Genomic DNA, 19,229 nt, shown 5'->3' on the forward strand with positions numbered 1-19,229 from the left:
CCGGGTGGTCTTATCGGGCCGGTTGACCTCGATCACCTCGATCCCGGCCGCCAGCAGATGCACCGTCAACCCGGCCCCATACGAACCGGTCGACTCGACCCCGATCGCGGTGATCGGTCCGTGGCCGGCGACCCAGTCCACCAACGCGGCATAACCCGCGCGGGAGACCGGGAACTCCCGATCAGCCAACAACACCCCGGTCTCGGTGAGCACGACCGCGTGATGGGTGCGTTGATGAGTATCGACCCCGGCCACCACCGGGGTCGGGTCTTGAGGCGTGGCATGGTTGGTGGTCATCATGGGTGATGTCTCCCTCTACAACTGGATCGAGGGATGACCTCCCAGGCCGGGCGGACACCACAGTGATGAGACACCGATCAAGGTCCTATCAAGTCACACCCGCCCGGTCTGGCCATCCAAACCGAAAGAGGGGCCCGGCGGGCCGGCCGTCGACAAGTCGCGTTCAAGGCACCCAACCAACAGCGCCAGTGTCGAGATCGGTCAAACGAACAACCCAGACCCCAAAGACATCATCCCCAAGGCCACCGGACCCCCACCACCATCCTCACTGTGTCGAGATGAGCTGACCCGAGCTGAGCTGTCACGCCGGTTGAGCGAGCGCCAGCGAGTCGAAGCCAGGTTCCCGCAGAGCCCACCCAGCGCCATCCTCTTCCCTTGCCGGCCGTTCCCCACTCTGCGGCTCAACTGTCACTCTGCGGACCGCATGCAAGCCGCGGAGTGAGAGTTAAGCCGCGAAGTGGAGTGATCCCCGATCAGGCCTGGCCCCCGGCCACCCGGCGCCCGAATAACCGGCATTGTGCATCGAGAGGATCGCGGACCCCTGTCCGCGAGGCGAGTTCCGGAGAACAACAGCGAGTGGCCGCCCGGAGGTACAGACTGTGGCCATGCAGGCACCCCGCGCCGCTGCTGAGAAGCAGCAGATCCTGCAGTTCTGGTGGATGCTGGAGCTGTTCAGCCCTCAAAAGTTGCCCAAGCCGACCTCCCGAGCGTCCGGGCCACGGGATCCACGAGTCATCGAGTGGCGGCCCGAGGATCCGCTGCCCTGGGACGCCCTTCGACCTCCTACGCCGCGGGGCAAGACCCGCAGAGTGTGGCGACACACCGTCTACCTGGGCGTGTACACGCTGGAAGACACGTATGACCGGCTGCATCGGATGTTCGCCGTCGATCCCGATGCTTACGACGAGAGACCCGGCGGTCAGAGCGCATGCGCCGCGCTGTTGGTGGACCATCAGGGGCGTTATGTCCCGCAATCTGCCGTGTTGTCATCCGCTCTCTGGGCAGTGGGCCGCATCGACGATCCCGGGCACCACGACCCGCGGTGGGCCGAGGGATTCCCAGCAGCCGGGACGGCGCTCATTGAGGCGGTCGACAAGCTCGAGGGTGCTCGCCGCGAGGAGGCAGAGACCGAGAAACCTCCGCGCCAAGACTCCGAATCCATTCTCAGACTCGTCCAGATCGCACGTACCGCGGCCGGCATCAGTTCCGAAGACGTTCTCGCGACAAACCGGGTCATCATCCAGTCCGTAGCCGTCTCCGCCGATAGATCGGAAGACGGTGCGGACAACGACTTCTTGAACAGCTTCTTCCTGGACGACCTCGCGCTGGCACGCGACGCTGTCGGCGACGGGCAGCCGATCGGGGCAGCGTTGACTGCATATCTGACCGCCGATGCAGACATCGACATGAGGCTCCGGATCGACGTGATCGAGCGGCCCGACGTTGTCGACGCTGGCACCAATCCAGGACGGACTCCCTATGGCCGCTGGCCATCGAACCCTGAGCACGCGTTGGCGCTCAGCCAACAGTTCGCAGTCAATCAAGCCCTCCACGATCTGGCACCGACCAGCGGCATGCTGGGTGTGAACGGGCCACCGGGTACCGGAAAGACCACCATGTTGCGCGACATCTTGGCCGGCAACGTGGTCGAACGAGCTCGTCACCTATCCCGCTTGAAGGACCCACGGGACGCGTTCACCTCCGTCACCCACAAGTGGGACTCGGACGGTCACGGTCGGTTCGTTCGTCAACTCAAACCGGAGCTGACCGGTTTCGAAATGGTCGTCGCCTCCGCCAACAACGCCGCGGTCGAGAACGTCACCGCAGAGATCCCCTCCGAACATGCGATCCACCAGAACTGGCGAGGGAGCGCTGACTACTTCGCCAGCATCGCCACCGGGATACTGAAGGAGGCCCCCAGGGACGACACCGAAGAGTCCGTGCCGTCGCCTGAGGCGTGGGGCCTCGTCGCCGCGAAACTGGGAAACAAGCTCAACCGGGCATCCTTCCGGTCGTCGTTCTGGTTCGACAACGCCGGCCCCTCGACTGGTGAGACAGCAGACGCGGGCAGTCAGCGAATGCAGTCCTGGTTGAACCAGCAGCTCCACGACTCACATCCCCACAAGACCTGGGATCAGGCGAAGGCCGAATTCTCACGCGCCGAGAGACGCGTAGCAGCCCTGGTCGCCGAGCGTCGAGAAGCTGCCGACCGCCTCAGCGCGCTCCCGAAGTGCCTACTCAGAGAGCATCAGCTCGCGGCGGAACTGGGCACTGCGCACCGCGATCTGCAACAAGCGAAATCGGATGTCAACTACCACCAGCTGATTGAGGCCGACGCGCTCACCAGACGTCACGAGGCCCTGGGCAGATACGATCGTGAGTTGGCTGCCAAACCCGGTGTGCTGGAAGCGATCTTCACACTGGGGCGAGCCAACCGTGAGTGGCGTCAGAGACTGACTCCCCTGGCCGACGAACTCGCTGTGGCCGAGCGGACGCAACTCGAGATCGCGACGTACGGGACAGGCCTGCGGGAACGCGTGCACCAACTAGCGGGCTCAGCACACCGACTGGATGATGAGCTGTCCCGGACCCGAATTTCGTTGTCCGAGCTGAGAAGCACGTGCGCAGCAGACCGGCAGCGGTTGGCTGCCGGCTATCCCGACGAGAGCTGGGTCGGTGACCGACGCGAGCTTCATGCCCCATGGCTCGACCCGGAGCTGGACGCCGCACGGTCAGATCTCTTCCTGGCCGCGCTTCAACTCCACCAAGATTTCTTCGCCAGCGCCGCAAAGGACATGCTCAATGGTCTGCGTGGAGCGATCGAGGTGGTTGCTGGGCGCTATCCGCACAATCTGGCACCCGAGGCGCTGAGAGCCGCCTGGCAGCTCTTCTTCCTGGTGGTTCCACTCGTCTCGACCACCTTCGCGTCGGTCGGCCGGATGTTCGGCCAACTGGGGCCCGAAACGATCGGCTGGTTGTTGATCGACGAAGCCGGACAAGCGCCTCCACAGTACGCCGTCGGCGCGATATGGCGCGCCAAACGGTGCGTCGTGGTGGGTGACCCACTTCAGTTGCAGCCGGTGGTGACGATCCCCCAGAAGGTCGAACGCGACATCGCAGCGGCGTACCGGATCTCCTCGACTTGGCTCCCCCCACTGGCCTCGGTTCAGACACTGGCCGATCGTATTGCTCCGTACGGGACCTATCTTGAGCAGGGCGAGGACCCTGTGTGGGTGAGCGCCCCGCTGAAGGTTCACCGTCGCTGCGATGACCCGATGTTCACGCTCTGCAACAAGATCGCCTACAACAACATCATGGTGAACGGCGTCCAGCGACCGGCTGTCGACCCGAACGAGCTGGATCGGTTCGCTCTCGATCGCCCCGAATCGCTCGCCGCCAGTTACTGGGCTGACAGCGCTGCGGAGACATCCGGCACCCATCTTCAAGAGAATCAGATCGAGCGCCTGCAGCGCGGCCTCGACTACCTGCGAGATCACGACGTCGATCCGTCCCAGGTTATTGCTATCTCACCCTTCCGGGCAGTCGCGGATCGCCTGGCATCTCTGAAGTCCGAGTATCCGGGTCTACGTGCAGGCACCATTCACACCGCGCAGGGACGGGAGGCACCGGTCGTGTTTCTCGTCCTCGGTGGTGACCCCGACAGTCCGGGCGCCAAGGCGTGGGCTGCGTCGACGGTGAACCTCGTCAACGTTGCCGCCAGCAGGGCGCAGCGTCGGCTCTATGTGATCGGCGATCATGAATCATGGACCCGGCACAACTACTTCCGTCAGCTTGGCGCAGCCCTGCCTGTTCGTCCCCGAAGCTGACTGGCAGACTCAGCGGCATGGATCACGAGATCGACTACGCGCCGGGGCGTACCGGCAGCGAGCAGGTGCTCTTCGCCCACGATGGCAACCTGGGCCGGATGCTGCTGAACCGCCCGAAGGCGATCAACTCGCTGACCGCCGAGATGTGCGTCGCGATGCTGGACCAGCTGGAGCGCTGGGCCGAGGACCCGGCGATCAAGGCGGTGTCGATCCAGGGCGCCGGGGAGCGCGGGCTCTGCGCCGGTGGGGATGTGAAGGCGCTGCGGCAGGCCCTGGTGGATGATCCGAAGTCCACCGCGCCCGTCGAATTCTGGGAGGCGGAGTACCGGCTCAACCAGTTGATCGCCGAATACCCCAAGCCCTACATCGCGATCATGGACGGCATCGTGATGGGCGGCGGCATGGGGGTGTCCACCCACGGCAGCATCCGGCTGGTCACCGAGCGGACCAAGGTGGCGATGCCGGAGACCATCATCGGCTTCTTCCCCGATGTCGGTGTGCTGCACTCGCTGGCCCGCGTACCGGATGAGTTCGGCACCTTCCTGGCGCTGACCGGCAGCACCATCGGCCCCGGTGACACGTTGGCCGCCGGCCTGGCGGACCACCTGATCGCCCAGGACGACATCGACGCCCACCTGGCGGCGGTGGCCGCGGGGGGCGTGCTGCCGCCGTTCCCGCCGAACCCCGAACCGGAATCCTTCGGCGCCGCCTGGATCGCCGAATCCTTCACCGGGGACGACGCGGCCGCGATCCTGAAGCGGCTGCAGAAGCACTCCGATCCGGCGGCGCAGCAGGCGGCCGAGCAGATCGAGGCCCGCTCGCCGTTCTCGGTCGCGGTCACGCTGGCCGCGCTGCGCCGGGCGGCGGACCTGTCGCTGCCCGAGGTGCTCGCCCAGGATCTCAAGCTGGCAACGCATTTCGCCGGCGATCCGGATTTCAGCGAGGGAGTACGCGCCCAGCTCGTCGACCGCGGCGACAAGCCGAAGTGGCGGCACAAGTCGCTGGCGAAGGTCGACGCCGACGAGGTCGCGGCCCTGTTCTGATGCACCAACCCGTTCCGTTCGAGGTCTTCCAGCCCGGTGTCTTCCTGCACGGCACCAGGACCGAGTTCGCACCCGGTGACCTGCTGGCGCCCGGGCACGAATCGAATTTCGAGACCGGCCGGAAACTGCACCACGTCTATTTCACCGAAACCCTCGATTCGGCGGTCTGGGGCGCCGAGCTGGCCCGCGGCGACGGGCCCGGGCGGATCTACGTCGTCGAACCGACCGGGGCGTACCACGACGACCCGAACGTCACCGACAAACGATTTCCGGGCAATCCGACCCGCTCCTTCCGCAGCACCGAACCGGTCCGCGTGATCCGCGAACTGGACGACTGGGCGGGACACAGCGCGGACCAGATCCAGGCGATGCGGGACGGCCTGCAGGCCCTCGAGGACGCCGGGGAGAACGTGATCCTCGACTGAGGTGCCGGCTCAGCGCCGCACCAGCTCGTCGATGAAAGCCGCCACCTGATCCGGCTGCTCCTCGGCCATGAAATGGCCGGCCGCGATCGGTTGATAGGTCGCCCCGGGCGCCCAGGCCTGCCACAGACTCAGCGCGTCGAACCCGAGCTGCGCTCCCCAGTCCTGGGACAGCACGCCGACCGGCATCGCGAGCTGCCGGCCAGCGGCACGATCGGCCCGGTCCTGCGCCAGATCGATGGTCGCGGTCGCCCGGTAGTCCGCGACGATCGACGGCACCGCGGCCGCGGAACTGTCGATGTAGTGGCGGCGTACCTCGGGCGGGAAGGTCGTCCCGCTCGGATCCCAGGCGTTCAGGAAGGAGGCGAAGAAGTCCTCGGCGACCGCGGTGATCATCCGCTCCGGCAACCCCGGTGGCTGCGCCATCAGATAGAGGTGCCAGGCCACTGTCGCGTCGACCCCGTGCAGCACGTCCCAGGTGTCCATCGTCGGCAGCACGTCCAGGATTCCGAGGTGGGTAACGGTTTCCGGATGATCGAGGGCAGCCCGTACGCCGACCAGCGCGCCGCGATCGTGGCCGATCAGCGCGAACCGGTCGGCACCCAGGGCGGCCGCGGCGGCGACGATGTCGCGGGCCATCGTGCGCTTGGAGTAGGCGTCGGGGGCGGCCGCCTCCGGCTTGTCGCTGGCACCGTAGCCGCGCAGGTCGGGCACGATCACCCGGTACCGGTCGGCGAGCTGCCGGGCGACGGTACGCCACATCAGCTTGGTCTGCGGGAAACCGTGGAGCAGCACGAGCGCCGGCCCGCTGCCGCCGACGGCGACGTCGAGGCTGATCCCGTCGGCACCGGGAAGCCGATGCTGTTCGAAACCGTCGATGGTCAAGGTGGGCATGGTCCGCCTTTCAATGGGGGTTGGGATTGCGGGCGTTCAGGAGAAGATCGCGCGCGCCGGTGGTTCGCTGCCGGCGCCGGTGCGCAGCGCCGGGATCAGGATGGTGTCGACCAGGTGGGCGAGATAGTCCGCATCGGTGGGCAACCCGTTGAGCCGGCGGAGCAGCAGCACCGACCCGGCCACCTCCTCATAGGCGAACGGGTCGGTGTCCACCGGCAGCTCACCGCGGTCGATCGCGGCCCGCAGCACCGCCGCGGGGAGTTTGGCCCCGGTCGGGCCCGTGCTCTCCTCGATGTGGCGGCACAGCTCGGGATCGTCGAGTCCGGCCTGCAGCAGCATCAGGCTCATCGCCCCGTCGGCGGCGCGCATCGTGGTGTCCAGGCGGGTGCACAGCGCGATCAGGTCACCGCGCAGCGATCCGGTGTCGATCAGGTCGCTCGGTCGGGCGGCGGCGTCGGCGACCGGCCCCGCCTTGACCGCTGCGACCACCATCTCGCGCTTGGTCTCCCAGCGGCGATAGAGGGTCGCCTTGGACGCCCGCGCCCGCCGGGCGACCTCCTCGAAGGTCAGGGCGTCGTAACCCACCTCGGCGAGCAGTGCCAGGACCGCAACCAGGATCTCGCGTTCCCGGCCGGCATCCCGGGGTCTCCCGGCGCGCGCGGTCGGCGTACTGGAATCATCATTACGAAACGGCACGTTTCGTACTCTAACAGACCGGTCCCGCTCTGGAGTAGATTCGGCGAATGGAACTCATCTGTCCGAAGTGCGGCGCACCGATGCGCCAGTACGAACGCAACGGGGTCGTCGTCGACCAGTGCACCGGATGCCGCGGCATCTTCCTCGACGCCGGGGAACTCGAACGGCTCACCCAGGCCGAGACGCAGTACTACCAGCAGGGCGGGTATGGCCGCGGTCCGGCGATGCCGCGCGGTCGCGGTGGCTGGGGGTCGGCCGACTCCCCCGGTTCACCCGGTTCGCCGAACCGCTACGGCTATGGCAACCGGGGCGGATACGGCAAGCACGGCGGGAAACAGAACCGCGGGCAGAGCTTCCTGCGTGGGCTTTTCGACTGAGCGGGTGGCTTCGACTCGCTGGCGCTCGCTCAGCCAACGGAGGAACCTCGTTCCTCGCTCGCTCAGCCAACGTGGGGACCTCGCTCAGCCAACGCTGGATCAGGGCAGGATCGAGTCCACGTAACCGCCGTCGACGCGGACCGCGCCGCCGGTGGTGGCCGAGGCGAGCGGTGAGCTCAGATAGACCACCAGGTTGGCGATCTCCTCGGGTTCGATCAGCCGCTGGATCAGCGACTGCGGGCGATGGGTACGCATGAACTCCACCTGGGCCTGCTCCCAGGGCAGCTCCCGATCCACCAACTGGTACACGAAATCCTCGACGCCGGCGGTGTGGGTCGGCCCGGCGATCACCGAGTTGACGGTCACCCCGGTGCCGGCCGCGGCCTTCGCGAAACCGCGGGACACCGCGAGCAGCGCGGTCTTGGACATCCCGTAGTGGATCATCTCCGCGGGGATCACGATCGCGGAATCGCTGGCGATGTTGAGAATCCGGCCCCAGCGCCGTTCGGTCATGCCCGGCAGCGTCGCCCGGATCAACCGGGTGGCGGCGAGCACGTTCACCTCGAAGAACCGCCGCCACTCCGCGTCGTCGATCTCCAGCGGTTCCCTGGCCTCGAAGATGCCGAGGTTGTTGACCAGCACGTCGACCGCACCGGCCGCGGCCAGCACCTCGGCCGTCCCCTGTTCGTCGGTGACATCACCGGGTGCGGCGATCAGTTCCGCCCCGGGCACCTCCGCGCGTACCTCATCGATCGCCGCGGTCACCTTCTCCGCCGACCGGCCGTTGACCGCCACCCGCGCGCCGGCACGTGCCAGTCCGCGGGCGATGGCCAGCCCGATCCCCTGGGTGGATCCGGTCACCAGGGCGGTCCTGCCGCTCAGGTCGATCTCGATCATCGGTGGTCCTTTCGGTGGGGGTTCTCATCTCGACACGGCGCCATTGCTCCGCTTCGCTCCACATGGCCGCCTACTCGATGAGCGTAGGAGTCGACACGGCGCCATTGCTCCGCATGGCCGCCTACTCGATGAGCGTAGGACTCAGTCGTCGACGGCGCCGACCTTCTCCCGTTCCGGTTCGGCCCTGGTACGCCCCGGCGGTGCGGTGGCGCCGTCGGCGCGTTCGACGAAGTGCCGGCGGTCATGGCTGAGGATCACCCAGGCGATCACCGCGGCCGCCGCGATACCGAGGGCCAGGGCGTCATTGCGCCAGGAGAAGCTCACCGAGGAATAGCTGAGCAGGGCGATCGACCCCCAGCTCGCGATCCGTACCAGCCGCAGCGAGGGGCGGACGAACGCGAACCAGGTGGCGGGCCAGGTGAAATACCAGGGGTGCAGCGCGGGGCTGCCGAGGATCAGCGCCACCCAGCCGAGGACCAGGAACTTCATCGGCTGCTTCGGACCCTGTTTCACCAGCAGGTAGAGGATCGTGAGCACCATCAGCACCATGCCGATCTGCCGCGCGACCCGGACCGCCCCGAGCGCCGCGACGTGCTCACCCATGGCATTGAGCGCCAACCGGGCCAGGTCGCCGATCATCGTCGGCGGGGAGGGGGTGGAGACCATGCCGGGCACGTTGATCGCCAGCAGCCAGCCCCAGCCCTGCCCGTTCGGCATGCTGGCCAGGGTGATCAGGGTGAACGCCAGCACCATCACCAGGGTGCCCACCGCGACCCGCCAGGCCGCCTGCCAGAGCCGCAGCCACCAACCGGAGGCCGGCCGCAGCACCGGCCAGGCGAACAGCGCCACCGGCACGATCGCCAGGATGCCGGGGATCTTGATCGCCCCGGCGGCCGCGACCAGCACACAGCCGAGCAGGAAGCGTCGGCGTACCGCTGCATGCAACGCCAGCGCGACGAAACCGATCATCACCGCATCGTTGTGCGCACCGCCGACCAGGTGCGCGATCACCAGCGGGTTGACCAACCCGAACCAGAGCGCCGACCGCGGATCCACCCCGAGCCGGCGGGCCAGCGACGGCACGGTGAGCGCCGCCGCGAGGATGCCGGCGATCGCGAGCAGCCGCATCCCCAGCGCCGAGGACCAGTAGGGCGACAGGCCGGAGGCATCCACCACCAGATGGGAGAGCTGCAGGCTGAGCGGACCATAGGGCGCGCGGGTGAAGCGCCAGGTCTCGACGACCTGCTCACCCCACCGGTTCTGCAGCATCCCCGCACCCATCTCATAGGGATTGAGCCCGGTGTGCAGCATGTAGCCCTCGGCCGCATAGGCGTACGAGTCGTGGCTGAAGATCGGCGGCGCGAGCAGCATCGGCAGCGACCACAACCCCAGCACCGCCAGGAAGTCGACCTTCGGCGCACCGGAGCGGGGCCGCAGTTTCAGCCAGGCGTCCATCACCAGCAGTACGCCGGTGAGCGCGGCCACCGTGCCGATCCCGGGCCAGAGCCAGGCGTACTGGCGGAACAGGCCGAGCACCTTCCACCACGGGCTGTTGTCGGGCAGGAACGCCGGACTCAGCCCGCCGAGGGAGATCAACGCCGTACCGACCATGCCGCGGCGGACCGCGGGGACGGCGAAGGCCTGGATCAGCAGCTCGGTGGCCGCCCGCTGGAACCGGTCGAATCGGGTGGCCGCTTCGCGCACGGTGAGCGCCATGGCCACCTCCTCCACACCTCGTTCACGGTTCGGGCCCGTACGACAGCGTAGTCACCCCGGGCCGCCACGCAGTTATCTTGATATCGAGATAGGTTGTCCGGGTGGGGGTGACCGCATGATCAAGCAGATCTTCTGGCCGGTACTCGCCCCCGCCTTCCTCTACCAGGTGGGTTCCGGGGCACTCACCCCGGTCGTGGTGCTGGCCGCACTCTCGCTGGGCGCCGGCCATGCGCTCGCCGGCGGCATCGTCACCGCGATGGGGGTGGCCGCGATCATCGCCTCGATCCCCGCCGGTCGACTCGTCGACCGCCTCGGCGACCGGAACGCGATGGGCCTGGCGACGGTGCTGGTGGCGGTGTTGACGACGGTCGCGGTGCTGGTGCTCACCCTGCGGCCGGGCAACGGGGTCTGGCTGTTCACCGGTGCGATCGTGTTGATCGGCGCCACCGAGGTGGTCTGGTCGCTGGCCCGGCAGGCGCTGGTCGCCGAGACCGTACCGCCGCAGCGGATCGCGATGGCGATGACCAGCCTGGGCGGCGCGGCCCGCGCCGGCCAGCTCGTCGGACCGGCGCTCGGCGCGCTGCTGCTGCTCCGGTTGCCGCTGCAGTCGGTGTTCGTGCTGCACATCGTCGCCGCGCTCGCCGCGACGGTGCTGATCTGGCGCTCCCGCTTCGGCGCCCCCACCGCGCGACCCGCGCGTCCGGCGTACGCCGAACGGGGCCGGAGGCCGCCGAAGCTGGACGTGCGCTGGAAGGCGGTCGCACTGGCGGGGGTGAGCATGGTGACGCTGTCGATGGCACGGCAGGGCAAGAACGTCGTGGTGCCGCTGTGGGGTGATCAGCTCCAGCTCTCCCCCAGTGCGATCTCGCTGCTGGTCGCGCTCGGCTCGGCGATCGAACTGCTGCTGATCGTGCCCGGTGGCATCCTCAAGGACCGGATGGGCCGGACCAGTGTGCTGGTCACCTGTCTGCTGCTGCTCGGGGTCGGGTTCGCGATCGTGCCGCTGGCGCCGACGGTCTGGGTGTTCGTGGTCGGGCTGGTGATCCTCTCGATCGGCAACGGCCTGGGCTCGGGGATCAACATGACCCTGGGCGCCGACCTCAGTCCACCGGTCGGCCGGGCCGGCTTCCTCGACTACTGGACGACGCTCACCCAGGCCGGCGCCTTCGCCGGACCCGGCCTGGTCACCGCGGTGGTCGCGGCCGCCAGCCTGTCCGCGGCGGTCTGGGCACTGGCCGCCGCGCCGCTGTTCGGCGCGGTCTGGCTGCTCTGCTTCCAACACGTCATCGGACTGCCCTCGGCCCGCCGCGCGCGCATCGAGCGGGTCGAGGGGGTGGAAGGATGACCCCATGCCGACCGCCGACGCCACGTTCACCGCACGCCGCGACGCGCTGTGGCCCCAGGCGCTCGGCGCGCTGCGTGGGCTGATCGGTCAGCGGCCGGAGACCGATACCGAACTGGAGCGGATCGCGGCGAGCTGCGCGCAGGCGTACGCCGACCGGCCGGCCGAGCTGCGGGCACTCGACGAACGCCGGCTGGTCACCCCGGACTGGTACCAGCGCAGCGAGATGGTCGGCTACCTCGCCTACGCCGACCGGTTCGCCGGTACGCCGGGTGGCGTGGTCGAGCGGATCGGTTATCTGCAACAGCTCGGCGTCAACCATCTGCACCTGCTGCCGATGCCCGGCGAACGCTTCGAGCCGGCCGATCTGCGGGGGTTGGGCGAGGCGCTGCGTGGTCGCGGGATCGCGCTCGGGGTGGATGCCGGGCCGATCGAACCGGACTCCTTCGACCGGCTCTTCGATGAAGTCTTCGCACTGGCGAATGCCGGAGTCGAGGTGATCCGGATCGACCCGGGGAAGGTCCCCGAGGTGCATATCCTGCTGATCGCCTGTCGGGCCTTGCTCGGCATCGTCGCCCCCGGTGTGCTGCTGCTGGCCGGCGCGACCCCGAACCCGGGATCACCGGTCGACTGGTTCGGTCGTGGCATCGCCACCGGTGCGGAATGCCAGCTGGCGTACCAGCCCACCGTCCCGACCATGTTGTGGAGCGCCCTCGCCGAACAGGACGTCCGGCTCACCCGCCTGGTGCTGAACGCGGTCCCGGCGATTCCACCGAACGCCTCCTGGGTGCTCGCGGCCCGCTCCCCGGCGGATCTCGACTTCGACATCAGCAACGATCAAGCCGCAGCGCTGGGGCTCGACGGTGCCGCGCATCGCTCGTTCCTGGCCGACTTCTATTCCGGGGAGTTCCCCGGTTCGTTCGCGAGCGGCGAGGTGTCCGGCCGTGACCCCGAGACCGGTGACCGGCGGATCGCCGGCACCCTCGCGTCGCTGGCCGGGCTGGAACGGGCCCGGTCCCTGAGTGGCGCCGATCGGCAGTCCGAGACCGACCTGGCCATCCGCCGGATCCTGCTGCTGCACGCGCTCACGATGTCGCTCGGCGGGCTGCCGATGATCAACTCCGGTGACGAACTGGGCCAGTTCAACGACCGCTCCTATCTCGCCGATCCGGCGCTGGCCGCGGACGGGCACTGGCTGCACCGCCCGCCGCTGGACTGGGCCGCGGCCGCCCGGCGGTTCGATCCGACCACCGCGGAGTGCCGGATCTTCTCCGGCCTGGCGAATCTGGTCGAGGCCCGGAGACGGACACCCCAGCTGCACGCCCAGGCCGGCAGCCGGGTGGTCGAGGTCGGCAACAACCACGTCCTCGGCGTGCTGCGGGAGAGTCCCCGCGGCACCGTCCTGGTGCTCGCGAATCTGTCCGCCCGGGCCTACTCGATCGGGCTGCATTCGGCACCGTGGTTCGCCCCGGGCGCCGGGCTGCGGGATCTGATCTCCGGTCATCCCGAGGAGCGCACGGTGCGGATGGATCCCTACCAGGTCCGCTGGCTGGCCGAGCTCCCCCGCGCCAACCGATAGGGGTCAGCGGAGCTCGTCGATGCCGTGCGCGAGCGCGGCGAGGTCGTCGGCCGGCGGCACGTGCGCGCCGTTCCACTCCAGCGCGTCGAAGGGGCACTCCTCCACGCAGATCCCGCAGTACATGCACAGCGACCAGTCGATGACGAAGCGGTCCAGCACGTTGTGGGTGCGCTCCCGCATCCCGCGGCCGGTGAGCTGGGCGGGGGCGTTCGGGTCGACCTCGGTGTGCGAGTCGATGTGGATGCACCAGGCCGGGCACTCCCGGGCACAGATCATGCAGGAGGTGCAGTTCTCCTCGATCAGCCGGATCTTGCCGTGGGTACGCCCCTGATCCTCGGCCGCGCTCATCGACGCCTCCGGACCCGGCCGCCCTGGGCGCTGACGGCGATCTCGTCGGGCGTCGGCGGCGGGGCGGCGGGGTCGCGGTCACCCCACACCTCGGGATCGGGTACGCCCGGGGGCACCATCCGGCGCCGGCTGGCGGCACCGGTCTCACCGGGCTCCTTGGCACCGGGCCAGCTCGCCGCCGCCCGTGCCCCGAGGACCTCGTCCTTGCGCAGCGGATGTCCGCCGTAGCGCGGTTCGATGAGCAGCGAGGTCGGATCGCCGCCGGTGAACCGGACCCCGAACAGGTCGGCCAGTTCCCGTTCGGCCCAGGCGGCCCCGCCGAACACCTCGGTCAGGCTGCCCAGCACCGGTTCGTCGCGCGGCACCCGGGTCTCCAGCCGGAGCGAGGCCCCCGAGCCGCGATCCAGCAGCTGCAGCACGATCCGGAACTCCTGGGCCCGGCCGATCTCGTCGACGCAGTCCAGCCAGTCGAAGAAGGCGTATCCCGTCGCGGCCGCGGCCCGGGCGGCGCTCACCCACTCACCCGGCGGCACCGGGCGCACCTCGACCTCAGCCATCGACCGGCACCCCCTGGCCGGCCGGCGCGCGCAACGAGTCGAGCGCGTCGCGGATGGCCTGCGGCGGGGGCGGGCAGCCGGGGACGAAGACATCCACCTCGACGAACTGCGAGATGCCCTTGGTGACCGCATAGGAATCCCAGTAGGGGCCACCGGAACTGGCGCAGGCACCGAAGGAGACGACCTTCGCCCCGGGCGTCCGCCCGAGGATCTCCTGGATGATCGGCAGCACCGCATCGGTCACCGTGCCGGAGACGATGACCGCGACCGGATCCTCGGGCCGCAGGTCCGCGCTCTCCACCCGGTACGCCCCAGCGGCCTCGAACTCCAGCGTGCAGCAGGCCAGCGCGATGTCGACCACCATCAGGGATCGGTCGCCGTACCAGTCGAAGCAGCGCATGGCCCGAAGCCTACGGCGTAACGCCGACTTACCCCGCGGTCGAACAACTGATGTCCACTCTCGTTCTCAGGCCCCGACGAGACCATGCGGCCCAGCGGCCCGCGTCGCGATTCGAGAGTGGAGATCAGCTGTTGTCCACAGGGCGACCCCGTTGCGCAGCGCCGTGCGCTGGCTGGCGTCCCGCGGCGAACTCGTGCGGGTGCTGCCCGGTTGCTTCGTGTCGGCCGCGGTCGCCGATGACCCGGCCGTTCGAGCTCTGGCGCTCGTCCACTACCTGCCGGACGCGGTCCTGATCGGGCGATCGGCCGCGATGCTCACCGGCTGGGCGGATCAGAAGCCGCCCCTGGTCCGAGGCGGAGCGGAAGGCCCACTGCCTGCTCCGCGATGCCGGCCTCACCTTTCAGACCAAGCATGCGATCCGGATCGATGGCGAGACCTTCTTCCTCGACGTCGCGCTCCCCGAGCTGCGGCTCGGTATCGAACTCAACGGCTTCGAACGCCATGGCCGGCGGGAGGTCTTCGAGAACGATCACCGGCGCCGCAACGCGGTACACCTGGCGGGTTGGCTCATCCTCGAGTTCACCTGGCGGATGATCACCGACCATCCGGACCGTTTCGTCGAGACCGTCCTGCGCGCCATCGCTCAACGGTGAAGCGCGACGCCACCGGGAGCCCGCTACCACGCTCTCACCCCCTGGCCGCACTACGGGACGGTAAGGACGCCCTCACCGGGCGAGGTATCGTCGGACGGTACGCCCATTGCGCCGGTCGATCCGAATCGACCCGACCGGCACCCAGGTGGCCCCGACCCAGAAAGGCTGCTGTTTCGTGCCTGATGTGAAGAGTCTCGACCGCGTCGTGATCCGGTTCGCCGGCGACTCCGGCGACGGGATGCAGTTGACCGGTGACCGGTTCACTGCCGACTCAGCCCTGCTGGGCAACGACATCTCGACGCTGCCCAACTTCCCGGCGGAGATCCGGGCACCGCAGGGCACGCTGCCCGGCGTGTCCAGCTTCCAGCTGCACTTCGCCGACTACGACATCATGACCCCCGGTGATAAACCCGATGTGCTGGTCGCGATGAACCCGGCCGCACTGAAGGCCAACCTGCGCGATGTGGACAAGGGCGGGGTGCTGATCCTGGACACCGCCGAGTTCACCAAGCGCAACCTGAGCAAGGTCGGTTACGAGTCCAATCCGATCGAGGACGATTCGCTCGCCGACTACCAGGTGCACGCCCTCGACCTGTCCGGGATGACGGTGGCCGCGGTGAAGGAGTTCGGGCTGACCCGCAAGGACGCCCAGCGCTCCAAGAACATGTTCACCCTCGGCCTGCTGTGCTGGTTGTTCAACCGCGAACCCGAGGGCACGATCTCCTTCCTGAGCAGCAAATTCGCGAACAAGCCGGCGATCCGGGACGCGAACATCGCCGCCTTCCGGGCCGGCAACGCGTTCGGCGAGACCACCGAGACGTTCGCGCACACCTACCAGGTGCACCCGGCCAAGATGCCGACCGGCCGCTACCGCCAGGTGACCGGCAACTCGGCGATGGCCCTCGGGCTGATCACCGGCGCGCACAAGTCCGGCCTGCAGCTGTTCTTCGGCGCCTACCCGATCACTCCGGCCTCCGATGTGCTGCACGAGCTGACCAAGCAGAAGCGCTACGGCGTGCTGACCTTCCAGGCCGAGGACGAGATCGCCGCCGTCGGTGCCGCGCTGGGTGCCTCCTTCGCGGGTGCGCTCGGCGTCACCTCCTCCTCCGGCCCGGGTATCGCGCTGAAGGCCGAGACGATCGGCCTGGGGGTGATGACCGAGCTGCCGCTGGTGGTGGTCGACGTGCAGCGCGCCGGCCCCTCGACCGGCATGCCGACCAAGACCGAGCAGGCCGACCTGCTGCAGGTGCTCTACGGCCGCAACGGTGAGGCACCGGTCCCGGTGATCGCGGCCCAGTCGCCGTCGGACTGCTTCGACACCGCGATCGAGGCGGTCCGCTGGGCGATCACCTACCGCACCCCGGTGGTGGTGCTCTCCGACGGTTATCTGGCCAACGGCGCCGAGCCGTGGCGGCTGCCGGAGATCGGTGAGATCCCGGCGATCGACCCGGCCTTCGCCACCGAACCCAACCAGGGTGAGGAATTCCTGCCCTACCTGCGGGATGAGAAGGGTGCCCGGCCGTGGGCGATCCCGGGTACGCCGGGGCTGGAGCACCGGATCGGCGGCATCGAAAAGGCCGCCGGCACCGGCAACGTCTCCTACGATCCCGACAACCACGATGCGATGGTGCGGGCCCGGCAGGCCAAGGTGGACGGCATCGTCCGCGACGTACCGGACCTGGTGGTGGACGACCCCAGCGGCGAGGCGAAGGTGCTGGTGCTCGGCTGGGGTTCCAGCTACGGCCCGATCATGGCGGCGGTACGCCGGGTGCGCGCGGCCGGCGGCAAGGTCGCCCGGGCGCACCTGCGCCATCTCAACCCGTTCCCCGCCAACCTGGGCGAGGTGCTGCGCGGCTACGACAAGGTGATCGTGCCGGAGATGAACCTCGGCCAGCTGGCGATGCTGCTGCGCGCGAAGTATCTGGTCGACGTGCAGTCCTACTCCCGGGTCCGCGGGCTGCCGATCTCGCTGTCCGAGCTGGCCGCCGACCTGCTGGACGAGGTCGGTGCGCATGCCAGCCCCGACGAGCTGAACGAAGAACCGATGGCCGACGGTGACGACCCCGTGCACGAGGGTTACGTCCCGGACTCGGCCGACCCGGTCCCGGCCGGTCCCGGCAAGGAGACCGATGATGCCGAGTCCAGTGGCGATTCCGACAAGGAGATGAGCAACCGATGACCCAGACCCCGACCCGCCCCGAGCGCAACGGTCTGGCCGGCGTACCGCTGGCGGTCGAACCGCTGAACCGCAAGGACTTCACCTCCGACCAGGAGGTCCGTTGGTGCCCCGGATGCGGCGACTACGCCGTGCTGGCCGCCTTCCAGGGATTCATGCCGGAGCTGGGGATCAAGCGTGAGAACGCGGTGATCATCTCCGGTATCGGCTGCTCCTCGCGGTTCCCCTACTACGTCGACAGCTATGGCATGCACTCCATCCACGGCCGCGCGCCGGCGATCGCCACCGGGGTGGCCAGCGCCCGCGACGACCTCGGGGTGTGGGTGGTGACCGGTGACGGTGATGCGCTGTCCATCGGCGGCAACCACCTGATCCACGCGCTGCGCCGCAACGTGAATTTCACGATTCTGCTGTTCAACAACAGGATCTACGGCCTCACCAAGGGTCAGTACTCCCCCACCTCGGAGCAGGGCAAGGTCACCAAGTCCTCCCCGATGGGTTCGGTGGACACCCCGTTCAACGCGCTCTCGCTGGCGCTGGGTGCGGAGGCCTCGTTCGTCGCGCGCACCATCGATTCCGACCGCAAGCACCTCACCGGGGTGCTCAAGGCTGCGGCCGAGCATCGCGGCGCCTCGTTCGTGGAGATCTATCAGAACTGCCCGATCTTCAACGACGGCGCCTTCGATGCGATCAAGGACAAGGATTCCGCCGCCGAGGCGATCATTCCCTTGCAGCATGGGGAAAAGGTGCTCTTCGGCGCCGACCAGCATCTCGGCGTCTACCGCAACGAGGACGGTTCGGTCGCGGTCGGCGAGGTGTCGGAGATCGGCCTGGATCGGGTGATCACCCACGACGCCCATGCCGCGGATCCGGCGTACGCCTTCGCACTCAGCCGACTCACCGATGCCGGGGTGCTGCAACGTTCCCCGATCGGCATCCTGCGCCAGGTCGAGCGGCCGTCCTATGACGACCTGGCCCGACAGCAGCTCGAGATCGCCAGCGGTGGCACCGAGTTGGACGACGCGCAGCTGCAGCAGCTCGTCGACGGCCCGGACACCTGGCTGGCCGACTGAGTGACGAGTACGCCGCCCGAGACCGGGTCTCGGGCGGGTGTCACCGCAGCCCTCACGGCGTACGCGCTGTGGGGGCTGGTGCCGCTCTACTGGCGGCTGATCGACGGCGCCGGTGCGTTCGAGGTGCTGGCGCACCGGATCATCTGGTCGCTGGCCTTCGGCGTCCTGCTGGTGCTGCTGTTCGCCCGGACGCGGTGGCGCAGACAACTCGCCAGCCCACGCACCCTGCTCACTCTGGCGGCCGCGGCCGGTTTCGTCACCATCAACTGGGGTGTCTACATCTGGGCGGTCACCAATGACCGGGTCACCGAGACCGCGCTCGGCTACTACATCAATCCGCTGATCTCGATCCTGTTCGGCGTGCTGTTGCTGCAGGAACGGCTGGCGCCGATCCAGTGGGTGGCGATCGGGCTGGCGGCGATCGCGGTGGTGGTGATCACCATCGGCTACGGCCGACTGCCCTGGGTGGCGCTGCTGCTGGCCGGCAGCTTCGGGATCTACGGGGTGATCAAGAAGCGGGTCACCGTCGAACCGATCGTCTCGCTGACCTATGAATCGGCGGTCGCCACCCTTCCGGCGCTGCTCTTCCTCGGCTGGTTGGCCGCCCGCGGGGGGAGCCACTTCGGGCAGCAGCCACTGAGCCAGGACCTGTTGCTGATGGGCGGCGGTGTGGTCACCGCGGTCCCGCTGCTCGCGTTCGCGTTCGCGGCCCAGCGGATCCCGCTCAGCCTGCTCGGCATCACCCAGTATCTGGCGCCGACGATCCAGTTCGTCCTCGGCGTCGCGGTCTTCGGTGAGCCGATGCCGCCCGCCCGCTGGGCCGGTTTCATGCTGGTCTGGCTGGCGCTGATGCTGATCACCGGGCACGCGCTGTGGCGGGCCCGGCGCCGGCGAACGAGTTCGCTGGGCGGCACCCCCGCCGGTTAGGG

General features: G+C 68.6%; 18 protein-coding genes. 10 read left to right on the top strand and 8 right to left on the bottom strand.

All coding sequences use genetic code 11. The annotated features are described in order from the left end of the window. A partial coding sequence (locus BI335_RS18085) for an IS110 family transposase (protein ID WP_144009081.1) occupies positions 1-300 on the bottom strand: 300 nt, incomplete at its 3' end. Between the two features lie 605 nt (positions 301-905). Here BI335_RS18085 and BI335_RS18090 point away from each other — a divergent pair. Genes BI335_RS18090 through arr form a run of 3 tightly spaced genes read left to right on the top strand, consistent with a single transcriptional unit; the run spans position 906 to position 5,595 of the window. Continuing rightward, complete coding sequence (locus tag BI335_RS18090; RefSeq protein ID WP_094432699.1) at positions 906-4,127, top strand: DEAD/DEAH box helicase; 3,222 nt, start codon at positions 906-908, stop codon at positions 4,125-4,127. 17 nt (positions 4,128-4,144) lie between these two features. Then, on the top strand, positions 4,145-5,170 hold the full coding sequence (locus tag BI335_RS18095; RefSeq protein WP_094432701.1) for an enoyl-CoA hydratase/isomerase family protein: 1,026 nt from the start codon (positions 4,145-4,147) through the stop codon (positions 5,168-5,170). Next, positions 5,170-5,595, top strand: a complete 426-nt coding sequence (gene arr / locus BI335_RS18100) for an NAD(+)--rifampin ADP-ribosyltransferase (protein ID WP_172421950.1) — start codon at positions 5,170-5,172, stop codon at positions 5,593-5,595. The genes BI335_RS18095 and arr overlap by 1 nt, the downstream gene beginning before the upstream one ends. Before the next feature lie 9 nt (positions 5,596-5,604). On the opposite strand, the gene BI335_RS18105 is transcribed toward arr, so the two are convergent. Both BI335_RS18105 and BI335_RS18110 read right to left on the bottom strand, forming a co-directional pair. Further along, positions 5,605-6,486: an alpha/beta fold hydrolase gene (locus BI335_RS18105; protein ID WP_094432703.1), complete on the bottom strand. Its 882-nt coding sequence runs from the start codon at positions 6,484-6,486 to the stop codon at positions 5,605-5,607. 36 nt (positions 6,487-6,522) lie between these two features. After that, entirely contained in the window at positions 6,523-7,182 is a 660-nt protein-coding gene (locus BI335_RS18110) for a TetR/AcrR family transcriptional regulator (protein WP_094432705.1), read from the bottom strand. Between the two features lie 47 nt (positions 7,183-7,229). Here BI335_RS18110 and BI335_RS18115 point away from each other — a divergent pair, with 47 nt between their 5' ends. Continuing rightward, on the top strand, positions 7,230-7,559 hold the full coding sequence (locus BI335_RS18115; RefSeq protein WP_094359580.1) for a TFIIB-type zinc ribbon-containing protein: 330 nt from the start codon (positions 7,230-7,232) through the stop codon (positions 7,557-7,559). A gap of 99 nt (positions 7,560-7,658) precedes the next feature. Here BI335_RS18115 and BI335_RS18120 read toward each other — a convergent pair whose 3' ends face one another. Both BI335_RS18120 and mptB read right to left on the bottom strand, forming a co-directional pair. Further along, entirely contained in the window at positions 7,659-8,456 is a 798-nt protein-coding gene (locus tag BI335_RS18120) for an SDR family NAD(P)-dependent oxidoreductase (RefSeq protein ID WP_229119684.1), read from the bottom strand. Between the two features lie 141 nt (positions 8,457-8,597). Next, on the bottom strand, positions 8,598-10,172 hold the full coding sequence (gene mptB / locus BI335_RS18125) for a polyprenol phosphomannose-dependent alpha 1,6 mannosyltransferase MptB (protein WP_133626298.1): 1,575 nt from the start codon (positions 10,170-10,172) through the stop codon (positions 8,598-8,600). Between the two features lie 115 nt (positions 10,173-10,287). Here mptB and BI335_RS18130 point away from each other — a divergent pair, with 115 nt between their 5' ends. Continuing rightward, entirely contained in the window at positions 10,288-11,517 is a 1,230-nt protein-coding gene (locus BI335_RS18130; RefSeq protein ID WP_094405530.1) for an MFS transporter, read from the top strand. Between the two features lie 4 nt (positions 11,518-11,521). Then, positions 11,522-13,093, top strand: coding sequence for an alpha-amylase family glycosyl hydrolase (locus tag BI335_RS18135; protein WP_094405529.1), 1,572 nt, complete (start codon positions 11,522-11,524; stop codon positions 13,091-13,093). A 3-nt stretch (positions 13,094-13,096) separates the two neighbouring features. Here the strand turns inward: BI335_RS18135 and BI335_RS18140 are convergent, their stop codons facing one another. From BI335_RS18140 to BI335_RS18150, 3 genes are read right to left on the bottom strand one after another with little or no spacing between them, the layout of a single operon-like run. Beyond that, positions 13,097-13,441, bottom strand: a complete 345-nt coding sequence (locus tag BI335_RS18140) for a 4Fe-4S binding protein (RefSeq protein WP_094359570.1) — start codon at positions 13,439-13,441, stop codon at positions 13,097-13,099. Beyond that, positions 13,438-13,998: an NADH-quinone oxidoreductase subunit C gene (locus tag BI335_RS18145; RefSeq protein ID WP_166646823.1), complete on the bottom strand. Its 561-nt coding sequence runs from the start codon at positions 13,996-13,998 to the stop codon at positions 13,438-13,440. The genes BI335_RS18140 and BI335_RS18145 overlap by 4 nt, the downstream gene beginning before the upstream one ends. After that, positions 13,991-14,398 (bottom strand): NADH-quinone oxidoreductase subunit B, encoded by a 408-nt coding sequence (locus BI335_RS18150; protein WP_094427312.1) that lies wholly within the window; start codon positions 14,396-14,398, stop codon positions 13,991-13,993. Before BI335_RS18150 ends, BI335_RS18145 begins: the two co-directional genes overlap by 8 nt. A gap of 374 nt (positions 14,399-14,772) precedes the next feature. Between BI335_RS18150 and BI335_RS22520 the strand changes: the two genes are divergently transcribed. The 4 genes from BI335_RS22520 (at position 14,773) to rarD (ending at position 19,227) form a co-directional block, all read left to right on the top strand. After that, positions 14,773-15,051 carry an endonuclease domain-containing protein gene (locus BI335_RS22520; protein ID WP_411266764.1) on the top strand — a complete coding sequence of 93 codons (279 nt, stop codon included), beginning with the start codon at positions 14,773-14,775 and terminating at the stop codon, positions 15,049-15,051. Positions 15,052-15,175: 124 nt separating this feature from the next. Further along, positions 15,176-17,230 (top strand): 2-oxoacid:acceptor oxidoreductase subunit alpha, encoded by a 2,055-nt coding sequence (locus tag BI335_RS18160; protein ID WP_407644079.1) that lies wholly within the window; start codon positions 15,176-15,178, stop codon positions 17,228-17,230. Then, entirely contained in the window at positions 17,227-18,300 is a 1,074-nt protein-coding gene (locus BI335_RS18165) for a 2-oxoacid:ferredoxin oxidoreductase subunit beta (RefSeq protein WP_094359562.1), read from the top strand. Before BI335_RS18160 ends, BI335_RS18165 begins: the two co-directional genes overlap by 4 nt. Beyond that, complete coding sequence (gene rarD / locus BI335_RS18170) at positions 18,301-19,227, top strand: EamA family transporter RarD (RefSeq protein WP_094405526.1); 927 nt, start codon at positions 18,301-18,303, stop codon at positions 19,225-19,227. Positions 19,228-19,229: the final 2 nt, after the last annotated feature.

This window comes from Enemella evansiae (assembly GCF_002250705.1).
Lineage (GTDB): Bacteria > Actinomycetota > Actinomycetes > Propionibacteriales > Propionibacteriaceae > Enemella > Enemella evansiae.

Excerpts from the sequence above, each read along its gene's own strand:
- arr (WP_172421950.1), top strand. The coding sequence starts at position 5,170 with ATGCACCAACCCGTTCCGTTCGAGGTCTTCCAGCCCGGTGTCTTCCTG.
- BI335_RS18115 (WP_094359580.1), top strand. The coding sequence starts at position 7,230 with ATGGAACTCATCTGTCCGAAGTGCGGCGCACCGATGCGCCAGTACGAA.
- BI335_RS18140 (WP_094359570.1), bottom strand. The coding sequence starts at position 13,441 with ATGAGCGCGGCCGAGGATCAGGGGCGTACCCACGGCAAGATCCGGCTG.
- BI335_RS18120 (WP_229119684.1), bottom strand. The coding sequence starts at position 8,456 with ATGATCGAGATCGACCTGAGCGGCAGGACCGCCCTGGTGACCGGATCC.
- BI335_RS18145 (WP_166646823.1), bottom strand. The coding sequence starts at position 13,998 with ATGGCTGAGGTCGAGGTGCGCCCGGTGCCGCCGGGTGAGTGGGTGAGC.
- mptB (WP_133626298.1), bottom strand. The coding sequence starts at position 10,172 with ATGGCGCTCACCGTGCGCGAAGCGGCCACCCGATTCGACCGGTTCCAG.
- BI335_RS18105 (WP_094432703.1), bottom strand. The coding sequence starts at position 6,486 with ATGCCCACCTTGACCATCGACGGTTTCGAACAGCATCGGCTTCCCGGT.
- BI335_RS18095 (WP_094432701.1), top strand. The coding sequence starts at position 4,145 with ATGGATCACGAGATCGACTACGCGCCGGGGCGTACCGGCAGCGAGCAG.
- BI335_RS18165 (WP_094359562.1), top strand. The coding sequence starts at position 17,227 with ATGACCCAGACCCCGACCCGCCCCGAGCGCAACGGTCTGGCCGGCGTA.
- BI335_RS18130 (WP_094405530.1), top strand. The coding sequence starts at position 10,288 with ATGATCAAGCAGATCTTCTGGCCGGTACTCGCCCCCGCCTTCCTCTAC.
- BI335_RS18150 (WP_094427312.1), bottom strand. The coding sequence starts at position 14,398 with ATGCGCTGCTTCGACTGGTACGGCGACCGATCCCTGATGGTGGTCGAC.
- BI335_RS18135 (WP_094405529.1), top strand. The coding sequence starts at position 11,522 with ATGCCGACCGCCGACGCCACGTTCACCGCACGCCGCGACGCGCTGTGG.
- BI335_RS18090 (WP_094432699.1), top strand. The coding sequence starts at position 906 with ATGCAGGCACCCCGCGCCGCTGCTGAGAAGCAGCAGATCCTGCAGTTC.